Annotated in this window: 8 protein-coding genes and 1 rRNA gene; 2 read left to right on the plus strand and 7 right to left on the minus strand. The window is 59.8% G+C overall.

Annotated elements, in window-relative coordinates:
• Positions 1–16: 16 nt before the first annotated feature.
• Together TBK1r_RS06890 and TBK1r_RS06895 are read right to left on the minus strand one after the other, a co-directional pair.
• Positions 17–601: a cohesin domain-containing protein gene (locus tag TBK1r_RS06890; protein WP_145208418.1), complete on the minus strand. Its 585-nt coding sequence runs from the start codon at positions 599–601 to the stop codon at positions 17–19.
• Positions 602–776: 175 nt separating this feature from the next.
• Positions 777–1,964: a cohesin domain-containing protein gene (locus tag TBK1r_RS06895; RefSeq protein WP_419581055.1), complete on the minus strand. Its 1,188-nt coding sequence runs from the start codon at positions 1,962–1,964 to the stop codon at positions 777–779.
• 494 nt (positions 1,965–2,458) lie between these two features.
• On the opposite strand from TBK1r_RS06895, the gene TBK1r_RS06900 reads away from it, so the two are divergent.
• Positions 2,459–5,932 carry a cadherin domain-containing protein gene (locus tag TBK1r_RS06900; protein WP_419581056.1) on the plus strand — a complete coding sequence of 1,158 codons (3,474 nt, stop codon included), beginning with the start codon at positions 2,459–2,461 and terminating at the stop codon, positions 5,930–5,932.
• A 68-nt stretch (positions 5,933–6,000) separates the two neighbouring features.
• Here the strand turns inward: TBK1r_RS06900 and TBK1r_RS06905 are convergent, their stop codons facing one another.
• Both TBK1r_RS06905 and TBK1r_RS06910 read right to left on the minus strand, forming a co-directional pair.
• Positions 6,001–7,245 (minus strand): BBP7 family outer membrane beta-barrel protein, encoded by a 1,245-nt coding sequence (locus TBK1r_RS06905; RefSeq protein WP_145208421.1) that lies wholly within the window; start codon positions 7,243–7,245, stop codon positions 6,001–6,003.
• A gap of 906 nt (positions 7,246–8,151) precedes the next feature.
• Positions 8,152–9,683: ribosomal RNA gene (locus TBK1r_RS06910) — 16S ribosomal RNA — on the minus strand.
• A gap of 632 nt (positions 9,684–10,315) precedes the next feature.
• On the opposite strand from TBK1r_RS06910, the gene TBK1r_RS06915 reads away from it, so the two are divergent.
• Positions 10,316–12,124, plus strand: a complete 1,809-nt coding sequence (locus tag TBK1r_RS06915; protein ID WP_419581057.1) for an ATP-binding protein — start codon at positions 10,316–10,318, stop codon at positions 12,122–12,124.
• A 23-nt stretch (positions 12,125–12,147) separates the two neighbouring features.
• Here the strand turns inward: TBK1r_RS06915 and TBK1r_RS06920 are convergent, their stop codons facing one another.
• The 3 genes from TBK1r_RS06920 to TBK1r_RS06930 all read right to left on the minus strand — a co-directional run bounded on the left by TBK1r_RS06920 (position 12,148) and on the right by TBK1r_RS06930 (position 17,095).
• Entirely contained in the window at positions 12,148–12,594 is a 447-nt protein-coding gene (locus TBK1r_RS06920; protein WP_145208423.1) for a PEGA domain-containing protein, read from the minus strand.
• A 719-nt stretch (positions 12,595–13,313) separates the two neighbouring features.
• Positions 13,314–16,568, minus strand: coding sequence for a hypothetical protein (locus TBK1r_RS06925; protein ID WP_145208425.1), 3,255 nt, complete (start codon positions 16,566–16,568; stop codon positions 13,314–13,316).
• Positions 16,565–17,095, minus strand: coding sequence for a KdsC family phosphatase (locus TBK1r_RS06930; protein ID WP_145208427.1), 531 nt, complete (start codon positions 17,093–17,095; stop codon positions 16,565–16,567). The genes TBK1r_RS06925 and TBK1r_RS06930 overlap by 4 nt, the downstream gene beginning before the upstream one ends.
• Positions 17,096–17,114 lie beyond the last annotated feature (19 nt).

Genomic DNA, 17,114 nt, shown 5'->3' on the forward strand with positions numbered 1-17,114 from the left:
GTTCCGATTCAATCAGTCACCAACCCGACATCAACACGTCCACTCGATCGGGACGCAGCGGCCCCATCGGCGGATCGATTGCGTGATGGATCGTGTGATGGATTCGACGGGACGAGTGACCGGCGAGTTCCGACAAGGGTTGCGAGACCGGCAGGCGATCGACCGGCGCGGTGACCGACAATGCGGCGGCGCGCTCGTCGAAATGCACGTGGCTGACGGTGATCGGTGCCGCGCCGGGTTGGCTTACACAGGCCTCCTCTTGGAATCCAATGCTGATCAGATCTCCGTCGCTCGCCTCAACCGGTTCCGCCGTGAACAAGAACGCGGTGATCGTCCCGGCTTCCTGATCGATGTTGACAGACATGGAAACGTTTCCGTTCCAGAACTTCCCCGGTTCGACGGTCCATTCTTCGGCGCGGACGACGTTGGGGTCGTATTCGATTCGGATTTCCGCGGCGCGGATGTCATGGGCGTTTTCAACGCGTAGCGGCAAACGAAGCTCGCGTGCCGATTCGTCGAACGTTTGCGTCACGGAAACGGTTGCCAACAATCGCCTGAATTCCAACCGCTCCGCGGCAAGCCTGCGTGTCTGGACTGCCATCCTGGTACCACTGATCGAGAAGCGTGCCGTCCCTACACGGTGCGTCACGATCTGTGCTGTACCGATTCCCGGCCCCAGCGAACAAGACCAACCGATAGAAGTTGGTGAAGTGCGCGAGCCATTTGGACGATCGAGCAAGCCGCAATGTCGACGATGCCGCTTCTCCGCTGGCCGCCTACCAAAGCTGCGTCGTCGCGTAGACCTGATCGAGAGCTTCGTCTTCGTCCTGGGTTTTGTTTTCAGGCAACACAGCGCTTATTGCTGCGGGCGATCGGAACGTATCAAGGATCGCCTCGCTGGCCGCGGGAACCATCTCCCCCTCGCCGGCTGAAACACTCAGCAACGATTCGGATGTCGCTGCAGCAAGCGTTGCCGATTCATTCGCCGCGTCCAACGAACTCAGAGACGTTGCGGCGACCGCGGCGGAGGTGATCGTGGGTGCCGTCGCGACGCTTCCGGATTCTGCGTCGTCGTTGATTCGAGCGATTTCGTTGGACCATGCATCCGAACCGATCGGCATCACAAGTGTCGTCAGCAGCCGGTTGTACAAGAATGATGGAAGCAGGCCGAGTTCGGTGAAATTCTGATCCTGCAACGCTTCGCCGGCCGTCAGCGTCACAGTCAATTCGTTGTCCCCGCCATCCAAGTAGGCGACGGGTTGTTGTTGAGTGATCGTGTACGACCCTGCCGGTAATTCGGTGAACTGATAGCTTCCATCAGCTGCCGTCACCGTCTGCTGCTGCGCCCCAGACGTCGTGTTGACCAACGTGATCGTGACGCCCGGAATTGCCTCGCCAGCGTCCAAGCTACCGTTGGCATTGGCGTCTGCGAACACGAAACCTGAGATCGTCTCCGAGCCGGTTGCGACAATCGTCAGGGTCCCGTCGGTTTCATCGTCCCCGGCGATGGGTGACGGTGTGACGCTGAGCTGGCCTTCGTTTAAAACGACCGAGGTCAGATCAAGTGTGGTCGTAGCACCCACCGTTGCGTCGTGGTCGACGGTGAACTGCAACTCGACCAGGCTTCCCGCGGTCGCGGCCAATTCGGATGACGACGAGATGAAAATAATAATGGTGCCGGTCGCATCGTCGACATTCACGGTCACTTGGGTGTCATTGCCACTGTCCCAGACCGAACCGGCGGTGACATCGGCTTTTTCCAGATCCAAGAGATCGGTGTCATAGCTGAGCCGAATCTCGGCACCGCGGACTCCATCGGCGTCATCGATGTTGACGGGAACGGAAACGACCGAGGCCGGCGCCGCCGTCAAATCATCAGCAATGTCGACTGCGGCCAGCAACCGACGGGCCGAGAGACTTTCGATCGCCGGGCGCCGTCGTCTGTTTCTGGAAATCAATTTCATGGGGCTGTCAGGCAGGGATTCGGGTAGGTGCTCAGGGACTAGGCGGATTCGCGGGGCGAGGTGTCACAGAGATTTTGGAGAAAATCACGCTCGGTTCTTCCGAAAAGGCACTGGTCACCAACACATCCTAAGTCACCCTCCCTGGCAGCAGGCGGGACGAGCGGAGCCATCATGTACCAACATCAATTGTGCAAAAAACTTTCTTTGCGGTGTGACATCCCCGCTGACGATTCCGCCTGACAGGCACGGGCAGATCGTCGGTGTCGGCGGATCTGCCCTGTTAGCCAAACGCCGCAAAATGGATTTTTCGACGGCGATTGATCTTCCGCGATGGACTGCCCCACACCGCTTTTTGCACCGGCATTCCCCGGACAAGGTCACACGTCAATATGCGTCAACACACCAAGGGATTTTTCTCGCGTCTCACGTCACGCCGCTGGTCCGCCAAGCCTTTCGGAAATCGTTCGCGGAAACAATTCGGGCGAAGAAGTCGATTGGAAACACTTGAATCGCGACGTGTGTTGGCCGCCACGATCGCTTCGTTCAACCCCACGTCCAGCGGGTTTGTGGCGGAACTGAGCGAAGAAATTGACACGTCCGTCATCAACCTTTACGACGCTGAAAACGGGTTGGCCGGTGCCGCCGATGTCACGCTGACCGGAGCGACGACCGGAGACGTGGCGGGGTCGTTGATCATTGACGGCACGTCGCTGACGTTCATCGCCAGCGGCGGACCGCTGGCAGCCGACACCTACACCGTGACGCTGCGCAGTGCGACCGACGGGTTCAAGGATCTGGCCGACGGCGAATTGTTGGACGGCGACGATGATTCGGCGGCAGGCGGAGATTTTGTGGACACGTTTACGGTTTCCAGCGGACCGGCGCTCGTCGTCAGGTTGCCGGACTTCGTGCGCGGCCCGACGCAAGCGATTCAGGTTCCGGCCGCCGGCAGCGGACAGGATCTGCCGCCCGGATTGCCGATTCAATTGAGCGATGCAGACGGCGTCACGTCGCTGACGTTGACGATCCAGTACGATCCCACGTTGCTGGACATCAGTGGCGTTCAATTGGGTAGTGATGCCCCGGCAAACAGTCAAGTCGATGTCAATTTGACCGTCCCCGGCGTCGCCACCATCTCCTTCTTCAGCCTCGCTCCCTTGGCCGCCGGCGCCGCCGATCTGGTCGACATCATCGCCACGGTCCCCGAAGACGCACCGTATGGGACCAGCCAATCGGTCCGCATGACATCGATCGAAGTCAACGCGGGTGCGATGGATGCGGCCGCGGATGACGCCTTGCATGTCGTGGCGTTCCCCGGCGACGTCAATCAGAACCGACGTTACGATGCCGAAGACGCGCGACTGATCGCCCGGGTCGGAGTGGATTTGGATTCAGGGTTCGTGTTCTCCAACCCGACCGGCACCACCGCGTCGACTCGCTTGTTCCCCAACATTGATCCGGTCCTGTTGGGCGACGTAACCGGAGTCGACGGAGTGAGCCCGTTGGATGCCAGCGATGTGCTGCGCCGAGTCGTGGGGCTGTCGACACCGAACATCCCCGACCTTCCCGATGCTCAAGCTCCGACGGGAATCAGTTTGTCGTCCGACAGCATCGATGACTCGTCCGCCGTCGGCACGACCGTGGGAACCTTCACGACGTCCGACCCCGATTCCGGTGACACACACACTTACACACTCGTCAGTGGCACGGGCGACACCGACAACGCGTCCTTCACCATCAACGGCAACGCGCTCGTCACCGCGCAGACCTTCGATGCCTCTGCCCAGGACTCGGTTACGATCCGCGTGCGATCTACCGATTCGACCGGACGTTTCGTCGAACGGGTGCTGACGTTGACCGTCGAACATGCCAACGCCGCGCCGACGGCGCTGGCGATCAGCAGCACGACGGTCGACGAAAATGTTTCCAGCGGAACAGCCGTCGGAACGTTTACCACCACCGATGCCGACAGTGGTGACACCCACACCTACAACATCGTCTCCATCGACGGTAGCACCACCAGCACCGCGTTTACCATTTCGGGAAACTCGCTGCTGGTCGCAACGGCGTTGGACTTTGAAACCAAGTCCAGCTACAGCGTCGTCGTCCGAAGCACCGATGCGGGTGGATTGTCAGTCGACCAGACGTTTACCATCACCGTTTCGGACGTCAACGAAACACCGACCGCGCTGACCCTTAGCAGTTCCACCGTCGGCGCCGACGCCGCGGTCGGCACAACGGTCGGTACACTTTCCACCACCGATGTCGATTCCGGCGAGACGTTCACGTACTCCCTGGTCAGTGGAACCGGAGATGATGACAACGCCTCGTTCTCCATCTCCGGCGACGAATTGCAAACCGCCGCAACGTTAGACTTCAGCTCGCAAACCAGCTATAGCGTGCGGGTGCGGACGACCGATGCCGGCGGTGAAACCTTCGAACAGGTGTTGACGATCACGCAAGGTGATTCGGCACCCTCGGAAGTCACACTCAGCAGCGACACGGTTGCCGAAAACAGTGCGACCGCGACCGTGGTGGGTGACCTGCAAACCACCGATTCCAACCCCAATGACACGCACACGTACGGGTTTGTTTCCGGCGACGGTGACGACGACAACGCATCCTTTACGATCTCGGGCGGTCAACTTCTGACGGCTGAATCGTTCGATTTTGAGTCGCAAGATTCCTACACCATCCGCGTCCGCAGCACCGATTCGAGTGGCTTGTCTGTCGAGCAGGTGCTGGTGATTTCCGTCACCAATGTCAACGAATCAGCCACCGCGGTTTCGCTCAGTCATGCCAGCGTCGCCGACGGGCAACCCAGCGGCACCGTCGTGGGAACACTCTCCAGCGATGACCCCGACAGCGGCGACACGTTGACGTACACCCTGGTGTCGGGAACCGGCGACGATGACAACGCGTCCTTCACCATTTCCGGTGACGAGCTGGTGACCGCGTTCGCAGCGGATCAAAGCACCAAGTCCAGTTACTCGATTCGAGTTCAGGTCACCGATGCCGATGGGCTGGTCGTCGAACAAACCTTCACGATCTCCGTCACCGAACCCAATGCCGCCCCGACCGCGATTTCGATTTCCCAGAGCTCGGTTGCCGAAGACGTGGCGGTGGGAACCTCGGTCGGAACGTTGACGACAACCGACGCCAACTCCAACGACACACATTCCTATGACCTCGTTGCCGGCGACGGAGACAGCGACAATGCCTCGTTCGCGATCGTCGACGGTGTCGTGCAAACTGCGGCCGAACTGGATTTCGAAACACAATCGACGTACAGCATCCGTGTCCGCACGACCGACGATTCTGGCGAATCATTTGAACAGGCATTCTCGATTTCGGTCACCGACGTCAATGAAGCGCCGGAGAACCTGAGCCTCAGCTTCTCGTCGGTCGCCGACGATCAACCGGCCGACACGGTGATCGGAGACCTGTTCGCCGACGACCCCGACAGCGGTGACACACTGACGCTGTCACTCGTCTCCGGTGACGGCGACGCGGATAATGCCGACTTCAAGATCGAGAACAATCAACTGGTGATCACCGAAGCGGTCGACGATGCGATCCAATCGCTGTATTCGGTTCGAGTGCGAGCCGAAGATTCGCAAGGGCTGTTCACCGAACAGGTCTTCAGCATCGACGTGACCGAAGCCAACGTCGCCCCCTCAGCCGTCGCGCTCAGCAATTCGACACTCAACGACGGCGATCCATCGGGCACCGTCGTCGGGACGTTGACGGCGACCGATTCCAATTCAACCGACGTGCATAGCTTCAGCTTGGTAGCCGGAACAGGCGATACCGACAACGCCTCCTTCACGATCGACGGCGACCAACTGAAATCGGCGGTGCCCATCGATTCCGGATCCCCCAGCTCCTTCAGCATCCGTGTGCTCGCCCAAGATCGCTACGGATTGACGGTCGAGCAGGTGCTAACCATCACCGTCCAATCGTCCTAACAACCATCGCGAGAAAAGTGGCGTAAGCTTCCAGCTTGCGTTTCCAACAGCGTAAGCGTCCAGCGCCACTAGAACGATACCACGGCACCAAAGCTCAAACCGTGAGCGATGAAGGTGTCGGTTTCGAATTGGAACGAAGGGTCAAGCGTTCCCGAAGGGACCTCCGGAGGGAACTGCGAGACGTTGCGATCGATCATGTCTGCAACACGCAACGTGTTGGACCAGATGATCACGTTGTAGCCGATCGATAATTCGATGTAGCGATCCAAACGCGTCGTGAACATCACACCCAACTCAGGGATCACACTGAATTCCGACTCGTCATAGCTGCCGATGTTGGTCGATTGAGCCAGCAGCCCGCCGGTGAAGGTGCTCGAACCCGCGCCAGGAACGGTGTTAGTGGTTTGACCGTTGATCCGCGCCTCGGCCTGATTGACTCCGAAGCCGAGTTTGGCCATCGCGTTGAATGTGGAGTGGCTGCGGCAGCGGCGCAGGTAATGCAGTCCGATCTGAGCTCCGTGGAATCGGTTTTCAGCCTGAAAATCGTCGAACAGGGTTTGAGTCGTTCCCGAAATGATTTGACCCTGGGCGGCCGTGAATGCGCCGACTTGGTCGATCCGCAGCGATTCATCGAGGCGTCCATGCCGGTAACCGACCAACAGATCCAGCTGATCGCACGATGAGGTGCAAAGTCGTTGACGACGCAGGGCGTCAAAGGCATATAACTCACTGTCGACCTGTATGGAAACGCTGCCGGCCAAGAAGTCCGGATGGGCGATCAGCATCGCGCTTTCGCTGTTCGACCCGGTGTCAAAGACGGGGCGGGCCAACAAGCCGCGTCCGTCGCGAAAGCTCTCGCTGTCCTCAAAGACGCCCAGGCCGCTCAATTCAAACCCATCGCCGCACGAACTGATGCCCCAGCTCAACGTGACACGGGCCCCCGAACGCATTTCGTCTCCGACCCCGGTTCCGCCAAATAAAATCGACGTCCCGGATTGATCCAGACGCCCGGTGTCTTCCAACGCCGTCCCGGCGGGGCTGGTCGTGACCAAGGCGGGTAGCTCGACCGCATCGAGTGACCACAGCAAGTACTCGGTGTGGATCGAAAACGGGAATCGATGGCGTCTCATCACTCCCATGCTGTCACAGCCGAGACCGTCACAGCCGAGACCGTCACAGTGGGCGTCGAACGATTCGCCGGGGAAGTACTCGTGCGACACCATGGCGACCGAAGGGCGCTGGTGGTTCTGGGGACGTGGTTCACGTTTTCGTCTGGCATCGGCCTTGCCCGCCGTGACGGGCCGCCAGGTCATCAGCGGCGAATCCGTTTCTGACTGCGCGGCTTCTGACTGCACGACGATCTTTGTTTCCGCAGCGGAACGCCCCTCGGCGGCGGGTAGTGGTTCGAGGGTGGAACCGAAAGTGATCCACACAGCGCCAGCAACGGCGGCAGCCCAAGGGTTTCGCAGCAGCGATAGAAACGACATTTTGCAGACTCAGCGTCATCGACATAGGAAATGAGTTGCACGTACACAACTTCCTCAAATCCATTTATCGGTTACCAGCCACCTAATCGTTAATGCTTGCCTAATCGATAAACTCGATTGTCGAATCCGACCATCGCAAGTCAGCAGCCACACCATCGTCCAGGGTCTGCCCCCACCGCGGTCGCTGTTGCTCCGGGGTCTGTCCCCACCGCGGGCATTGAAAAAATGGGACCAATGCGACAGATAGGACACATGCGTCGCCTAGGTCCTATGGGTCCCATTTCTCCCAGCACACCGGGGTCTGTCCCCATTCGCCCGGGGTCTGTCCCCATTCGCCCGGGGTCTATCCCCATTCGCCCGGGGTCTGTCCCCATTCGCCCGGGGACTGTCGCCAGGGCGGGCGTTGAAAACAGGACCAATGCGACAGATAGGACACATGCGTCGTCTAGGCCCTCTTGGTCCCATTTCCCCCCGGCTAACCGCTAACCGCTAACAGCTAACTGCTAACTGCTAACTGCTAACAGCTAACCGCTAACCGCTAACCGCTATCCGCTCCCCCGGAGCGCGCACGAAAAAACCCGCGTTGGCTGGCGACAGTCCAACGCGGGTCTTCGTGATTCTTTGGTGGTGAAATGCAGTGCGAGCACTGCGCTGTTGAGTTGTTTGCGAGATCACTTCCACGGATTCGGTTCCCACTGTCACCAGTGAAAACCTATTTCTAAGAATCCTTAGAAAGGAGGTGATCCAGCCGCAGGTTCCCCTACGGCTACCTTGTTACGACTTAGTCCCAATCGTCGAGCTGACCTTCGGCGCCTGCGTCAGTAAACTGTTCGCTCAGCGACTTCGGGCCCTCCCAACTTTCGTGGCTTGACGGGCGGTGTGTACAAGGCTCAGGAACACATTCACCGTAGTATGCTGACCTACGATTACTAGCGATTCCGGCTTCATGCAGGCGAGTTGCAGCCTGCAATCCGAACTGAGGCACGGTTTTTGGGATTTGCTCCACCTCGCGGCTTAGCGTCCATTTGTCCGTACCATTGTAGGACGTGTGCAGCCCTAGACATAAAGGCCATGAGGACTTGACGTCATCCCCACCTTCCTCCGGTTTGACACCGGCAGTCTCTCTAGAGTCCCCGGCATTACCCGCTGGCAACTAGAGATAAGGGTTTCGCTCGTTAAGGGACTTAACCCGACATCTCACGACACGAGCTGACGACAGCCATGCAGCACCTGTGCAAGAGCTCCCCGAAGGGCACTCTCTACTTTCATAGAGACTCTCAAGCATGTCAAATCTAGGATAAGGTTCTTCGCGTATCCTCGAATTAAGCCACATCCTCCACCGCTTGTGTGAGCCCCCGTCAATTCCTTTGAGTTTCAGCCTTGCGACCATACTCCCCAGGCGGAACACTTAACGCTTTCGCTACGGCCGAGAGGATGTGGAAGTCCCCTCAACCCAGTGTTCATCGTTTACGGCTAGGACTACCGGGGTATCTAATCCCGTTCGCTACCCTAGCTTTCGTGCCTCAGCGTCAGAAAAGACCCAGTGTTGCGCCTTCGCCACCGGTGTTCCCTATGATATCAACGCATTTCACCGCTCCACCATAAGTTCCCAACACCCCTGTCTTCCTCAAGCTTGAGGGTTTGCGACGCAATTCCACGGTTGAGCCGTGGGCTTTCACATCACACCTACCAAGCCGCCTACGCACGCTTTAAGCCCAGTGATACCGAATAACGTTTGGACGGTTCGTCTTACCGCGGCTGCTGGCACGAACTTAGCCCGTCCTTCCTCTGAAGATCGGTCAAGACCTGCTCTGCACAGGCCCTTCCTTCCAACTGACAGCGGTTTACAACCCGAGGGCCTTCATCCCGCACGCGGCGTCGCTCGGTCAGACTTTCGTCCATTGCCGAAGATTCTCGACTGCAGCCACCCGTAGGTGTCTGGGCAGTGTCTCAGTCCCAGTGAGCCGGGCCATGCTCTCACACCCGGTAACCATCGCTGCCTTGGTGAGCCATTACCTCACCAACAAGCTAATAGTATGCGGTCCAATCCAAGGGCGGAATCTCACCTTTGATCCGAAGATGTCATCCAGTATTACCGCCAGTTTCCCGACGCTATCCTGGACCCCTGGGCATGTAACCACACGTTACTCTCCCTTTCGCCGCTGTCCGAGTTCAATGCAAGCAAAAAACTCTTCTCGCACGACTTGCATGCCTAATCCACGCCGCCAACGTTCATTCTGAGCCAGGATCAAACCCTTCAATTTTGTATTGCATCACGAGCGACCGAAGTCACTCGGGAAAATCAAGTTAAACCGAAAGTTCAATTCTGCTCCGGGCCGTTCGGTTAACGACCCAGCGATTCGCCATTTTGCTGCCAGGAAAAACACCCCAAGGGGCATCCAGCTTCCCAGCAAAGCGATCTCGCAAATGCTGAACTCAACAGAAGTTTCACCACCAAATTGTCAATGATCAGTTGGCTCGGGGAGAAGCGACTTGCGTCGCTCGCCCTCACCAAGGAGGCGGAAAGATAGGGGCGGGTTCGCTGATTGGCAAGAGGCATCGGTGAAATTTCTGAAAATTAATTGCGAGACGCGTTTTTTGGCAGGCTAATTGCCCTGGCCGCCGCACCGACCGCCTTCGGAGTGCGTTTGGCCGGCAATCCGTCCACCCCGGCTTTCGCCGCAATAGCTGCTCAAATGCCCACCCAAATGCCTCTCCCGATGCGGCTCGGTTGAGGGAATTCCGCCACAGCGGCGACCCCCACGCGGACTGACTTGTTTAACCCGAAAGGTCCGATGATTGGAAGAGTCGCGATCACGGCAGTCCGATATCGAAGAAGCGGCATGCTCCGTTGGTCCCCCCCACCGCCCACTCTCACTTCGAAGGTCGATTCTCGATGTCATTTACGCCTCCTTCTGCCGGCAACGGCGCGGATGCAGATCGCCAACTTGATGCCCTGATCTCTCGAATCCAATCCCTCACCGGGGGCGAATCGGTCGCTCCGGCTGCCAAACAACAGCCGCGGCCCGCCCAAGCCGCCGGCGGGCCGAGCCCGATGGCGACGAACCCATCGGCACCGGGACAGGTCGATCCCGGCAGCTCCAGCATCGGCGGCTCCCGTCCACCGGCCCCGCCGGCGGGACTCTCCGGCGGACCACAGCCGGCACAGCGGCCGACCGTGCCCCAGCGACCGGCCTCCCAGAATCCGACGCCAGCAGCCGGCGACACGCCTGTGACGCCGCAGGGAGCCCCCAGAACCCAACGCCCGGGACCTCCCCAGGGCGGAGCACCGGGCGGGGTACCGGGCGGCGCCACGCCGCCCCAACGCACACGCCCCCAACCTGCCAACCCGCCCGCCAAAGAAGCCGCCGGTGGGCCCAAGCAGTCGCTCGGCGGAGGCGTCGACATCCCTCCGGGCCCGCTCGGGTTCGAGCCCTCACGCGACGAAGCCTGGCGACCGGTCGAGCCGGAATCGATGGAAAAAGCCGGGATCAATGAATCGATCCTGGAGGCGATCATGTATCGCTATCTGCTGACCGCCGGTGAATCCGAAGGCCGTAAGATTGCCGACCAAGTCAAGGTGCCGTTCCGCCTGGTCGAACCGATTCTGACCCGCATGAAGATGGAACAGAACATCGCCTACAAGAACGCGACGGCGACCAACGATTACGTTTACATCCTGACGGAAACCGGACGACAAATCGCCCGCAACCACGCCTCCGATTGCACCTATTTCGGAGCCTGCCCGGTTCGACTGGAGGATTACATCAAGAGCGTTCGCTACCAGACGATCGAAGGACAGTATCCGAAAAAAGCGGATTTGGTTCGCGCGTTCAGCGACCTATTGATCAACCCCAAGATGCTCAATCGCCTGGGACCGGCGATCGCCAGCGGGCGGGGGATGTTTTTGTTCGGCTTCCCGGGGAACGGAAAAACATCGATCGCCGAACGGGTCACCGGGGCGTTTGGCAAGTACATCTGGATCCCGCGCAGCGTCGACATCGACGGCGACGTGCTACGGGTCTTTGACCCGATGAACCACGTGCTGGCGATGCCCGAAGAAAACACCGGGTTGCTGGACATCGGCGGTTTCGACAAACGCTGGGTGCGGATCGAACGGCCCACGATCATCGCCGGTGGTGAATTGACGATGGAAATGCTCGAAGTGCTGTGCAACTCCGACACCAACATCAGCGAATCACCCCTGCAACTGAAAAGCAACTGCGGCACGCTGGTCATCGATGACTTCGGCCGTCAGAAAATGCGCGTCGACGAGTTGCTCAACCGCTGGATCATTCCGCTGGAAAAACGCTACGACTTTCTCAACATGGCCAGCGGAAAAAAGATCCAAGTCCCGTTCGACCAGCTGGTGATTTTCAGCACCAACCTGGAGCCCAAGGATCTGGTCGACGACGCCTTCTTGCGACGGATTCCCTACAAGATCGAAGTCGAAAACCCGCCGGAGCAGGACTTTCGCAAACTGTTCGAAATCATGTGCCGGATCACCAAGGTGCCTTACAACGCCGACGCGATCGACTACTTGATCAAGACCCACTATCTGCCGGTCGGCCGTCCGTTCCGAAACTGCCAGCCGCGTGACTTGCTGCTGCAAGTCCGCAACTTCTGTCTATACAACGACTTGGAAGTGGAACTGAAGAACGAATACTTCGACTTCGCCTGCGACAACTACTTCTCGGTGATGTGATCGTGAGCGTTTCGCGTCGGTGATCACTGCCGCGGCGCGGTCACGATGCCCGAATTGGATTGCTGCCGCAGCCCGTCGGCTCTGGCGATGATCTCCTCCGACGCCGGTAGCGTCTTGGGGACCAACGTCACGTCGATGATACGTTCGTCACGAATCTCGCCTGGCCACAGCGTTTCGGCGACAAAATCGATGCCCGGCCACTGGTACCAAGGCGGGTTGAATCGGCGACGGATCGTCTCGGTGCGATACCCGTCTGCCTCGATACGGAATTCTCGCGTCCCGTAATAGACAAATGGGGTCGCAGCCGGTGACGCACCGATGACTTGATTGTCGACCGACACCATCGCACCGGGAGGATTGGTGCGAACCGTCATCCGCCGACGGACACAGCCTGTCGACGTCAAGCAGAAGCACGACACGGCCGCAACGAAAAACAAGCGGCGATCAAGACGGCTGGCGGGGATCGGCATGCGAAACAGGACCCAAACGGCGGACGGAAAGACAGACCCAAAAACGTAGTAGCACGTTGAGGGCCCGCTGTTCCAGGCCAATCTCGCCAGCCGCCGGGGTCTGTCCCCAGGCCGCCGGGGTCTGTCCCCAAGCCGCCGGGGTCTGTCCCCAGGCCGCCGGGGTCTGTCCCCAAGCCGCCGGGGTCTGTCCCCAGTGGAATGGGACCTAGGGGACGCAGGGGACCTATTTGCCGTATCTGTCCTATTGGTCCTATTTTCGACGCGCGCAAGCATCCGGGGTCTGTCCCCGAGCATCCGGGGTCTGTCCCCGAGCATCCGAGGTCTGTCCCCGAGCATCCGAGGTCTGTCCCCGAGCATCCGAGGTCTGTCCCCGAGCATCCTCCGGGGTCTGCCCCCGAGCAACCCGAGCATCCGACGCGCGCGAGCAAGCGGGGTCTGTCCCCGGTGGAATGGGACCTAGGGGACGCAGGGGACCTATGTGTCGTATCTGTCCTATTGGTCCTATTTTCGTCGCCGGCAAACAACCGGGGTCTGTCCCCGATCCGATGGGGTCTGTCCCCGGCGGGATGGGACCAATGGGACGCAGGCGACGTATGCGTCGCATTTGCCCGTATCGCCCTACAAGCCTCATTGGCCCTATTTTGCCGTGTGGCGCTGTGACACCTGAATCTGCGGCGCGTTCGCGTGCCCCGCGTCAGCGGATCACTTGGGCCAGCGGATCACTTGGGCAGTGTCACGTTGTTGAACTGGGCGTCTTGCATGACCGTCTGGAACTCAAATGTCTTCAGATTCAACAGCATCCTCGGCGAATGCGTTTGGAAGCCCTTGCGACCGTCCGGCCACGTCTGCCGCACGAAGGCGCTTTGGCCTTGGGTCCCTTGGACGTTCAACCAGGATTTCTTCGATTCGTAGGACACCCGCGCCGCGGTGCCTTCGATCAATCCCCGCTTTTCGGTGTTCGTCCGTACGACCACGCCGCCATCGGCGATCATTTCCCATGGCGTCGGCATGCCGGGAATGCTTCGCAAGTCGGCGGGGGTTCCCGGCGAAACGCCAAATTTTAATTGTCGGCAATCCATCGTCATCTCGCCGACGGCCAACCGTTCCATTTGCGCCACATCGACGACTTCATCCCAGGATGAGACCTTGCGGACGCCGGTGCGCACCCCGCCGGAGAATTCCAACGTCTCGTGCTTCAAGTCGCCGTGCATCGCTTCGCGGAACGTCAGGTGAACGCCTTGCAGCACCAAGCCGCCGAGATGGTCTGATTGGGCAGCCTCCGGAGCCAGAATCGAACTGTCCTGATCCATCAACATCCAGCCGCGATACCATCCCGGCCCCGTGCCCAACAGTCGGCCGCCGTCGCCGGGCGAAAAATCCAGACGGGCTGCAGTGATGACGTGGACGGACTGGGTGGCCAAATCAGCCGCACGCTGTTCCGCCCGAACAATGACCGCGTGCTGATCGGTCTCAACAAGACTAACGCTGGAAAGCTCCGCCGTCGCCATGGACGCTCGATCCATGAACTGAACCGGCTTGGCCAACGTGATCTGCATTTCGCCGCCGTTCATCCGGGCCAACCAAGGATCGGAGCCACTGACGAATTCCGAGTCGATTTGAACGCCACCGGTGAGCAACGCGGCTTGACCATCAAATTGCATGTTGCCGCCCCATCGGCACAGCGGCGGTGACGTCCAGTCGATGGACGACACCGAAAGCGCGTCACCACCCGCAGACACCTCCCCCGCGAGCGACGCGGCAACCTGCGGTTCGGCGGGTTTCGGCGCGGCATCGCGCGCGAGCAATTCCGCGGGAACCTTCATCTCGCCGGCTCCGGTCACTTGAACGACATTTTCACCCGGCCACACCTTGATCATCGGGCCGACAAAGTACCCGTCTCCCATTCGCAATCGGGCCGGTGCGTTGGGGCCGCTGCCGAGCTGCAGATAGTCCTGCCCGGAGGCCTGGGCAACGGCGCTGCGTTGCATCCGCATCGTCTGGCCGGACATCTGGATCGGCAGCGTGGTCGTGCCGGCGTTGACTTGGTGTTCGACCAACACGTCTCCGACAATGCTGACGTCTTTCGGTTGAACCCCGGCCGGCGTGATCAACAATTCTGCACTGACGTGATCTCCGCTTAGCTTGGGTCGTGGGCGAGCGACGGGGGAACGCAATTGGCTCGATCGGTCAGGCTGACGAGAAGGGTCAGGCTGATTGACAAAACTGGCCAGTCCACCCGGCGAGGTCGCTGCCGGACGTGCGCCCGGTTGGCCAGGTGCCGGCAGAATCGCACCACTCGTCTTTTCGGCTGTCGTTCGTTTCCCAAAATCCGCCGACGGCTGGAAAAACAGACTCAACCGGTTCGTGTTGGCGAGCAATTCGTTCGAATCGATCGTGACTGATTCCAGCGCATGAAAGCTTTCCGGAAGCAAGGTCATGGTGCGTTTGAATTGCTGAGCCGGCTGAATGATTGACTGGGACGATTCCGGTTGACCGATTGATGAGGAGCCGCCGAAGGAGTCGACGGGTTGTTCGACGTAATGCGGTTTCAAGATGCCTTCGACCGCTCCGGCACGGGCGATGCCGCCGTCGGACAATCGGGCTTGGATGTCGCCATCGATCTGAAACCGCAACTTGCTCTGCTCTCGCTTTTCCTTGAACGCCGTCACGGTGGCCTGCCCCGTCGGCTGCAGCTTGAAGCTTTCCGTCCAACGGACATCGCGGAGCATGATCCCGGCATCGTTGATGGCAACATGCCCTTGGCCGCGGACATCGATCACACCGATTGTCTCCGGCGTTTCGGGGTTGAACTGGTAGGCGAAACGGTCGAGCGTGGCTTGCAGGTTTCCGCGCCGGAGCACGACCGAATGGGCATTCTCGGGTTCGGGGGCGGCATCGGCAATCAACAGCCCTCCGACGGCATCGAATTCAATCTCGTCTGCGGCAAGTTGAAAGTCATAGGACGTCAGTCGGATCCGGGCGGGACGACCGGTGGCATGCACGCGGTCAATCCAATCGAGCGGTCCGCGGCGAACGACGGAGCGGTTGGACGGATCTCGCAAAATCAGGTCCACCGTGTCGCAGGTGAACGTGTCGATCGGTTGCCCCCGCACGGTCCGCACCATCGTGATCGAATCGCGCAACGACAGCCGATCGAGGGCAAAGTCGTAGACCAGCCCATTCTTGCATTTGATCGAGATCTCGCCGTGATCGTCCTCCGCTTGCTTGGTCCCGATCCGGCGCGGTCGATTCGCGTTCTGGGCGGGGTCATTGAGCGGAATACGCAGCTCTTCCAGATAGACCAGGTCCATGCGATCCAACAGCGTCGAGGGGACTTCGGCTTTGGTCGCGGAGGTTGCCGAAGCGGCCAGATAGATGGTCAAGTCACTGCCCACCAATTCGGCGCCGGCGACCTGCATGGCGATCCGCTCGGTCGTCCAAACCTTTTGGTTATCGATCCGAACGTTGCGGGTTTGCACGGCCAGGGTGTCGCTGCGTTTGGTCGTGCCCCTTCGCTCGATTTCAACGTCGCCGATCATCCGTCCCATTTTGATCGGCGGCGCGCTGCCTCCCATCATGTCCAATGACTGTGCGAATTGAATTTCCGCACCCTCTTTCGCGGTCAACACGATCGGCGTTGCCGCCGCATCGTCGGAAAGACCGCGTCCGACGATGATGGTCAGCGGTTCCAGTTTCCACTGGTCTTCGGAAATCTGGCGCCAGTTCTCGAACAGCAATGCACCGTTGCTGGTCAGCAATCGCTTGCAATCCCCCAGCTGCCACGCGTCGGCGGGAAAGAGATCCGCCAGGTCTTCCTTCAGATCGACGCGTTGGGTCGGCGGTCGAGGCTCCACGCGGGCGACATCGGGAACGGTCAACAGCCGCTGCGCCGCGGCGCGATACAGGCCGGCAGCGATCGACAGCACCGTCAAGGCGATCAAGTAATTTCGAACATTACGACTGATCCACTTCACGCTGTTGCCCCTGTCGCAGACCAAAGATTCTTGGCACGCAAAAGTCGCTCGATCGTCTCGCGTACGGCGCCGTGTCCGCCGCCGCTGGAGAGCACCCAATGCGCGACGTCACGCGCGTCGGCCGCGGCGTCCGCCGGGGCGACGGCAAGACCGACACGTTGCATCACGGGGACGTCCGGCAGGTCGTCACCGATGTAGCAAACCGACGAGAGTTCGCAGCCCCACTCCGGAAGAATCTGCAGCGCCCGCTGCAACTTATCACCGCTGCCTTGGCTGACGTGGCTGATGCCAAGTTCCACGGCACGCCGCTCGACCATGGGGCTGTTTCGGGCGGTGATGATCCCGAACGGGAATCCGGCCTGCATCCAGAGCTTGATGCCCAGCCCATCGCGAACATGAAATTGCTTGGTCTCCGCACCGGCCGAATCATAGATGATCCGACCATCGGTCATCACTCCGTCGACATCCGACAGGATGCATCGAATCGGCTGGGCAATGGAAGAATCGCTGTCAGATGGATCGGGCATTCGAAACGGCCGGCCTAGG

The organism is Stieleria magnilauensis (assembly GCA_007753675.1).
Taxonomy (GTDB): domain Bacteria; phylum Planctomycetota; class Planctomycetia; order Pirellulales; family Pirellulaceae; genus Stieleria; species Stieleria magnilauensis.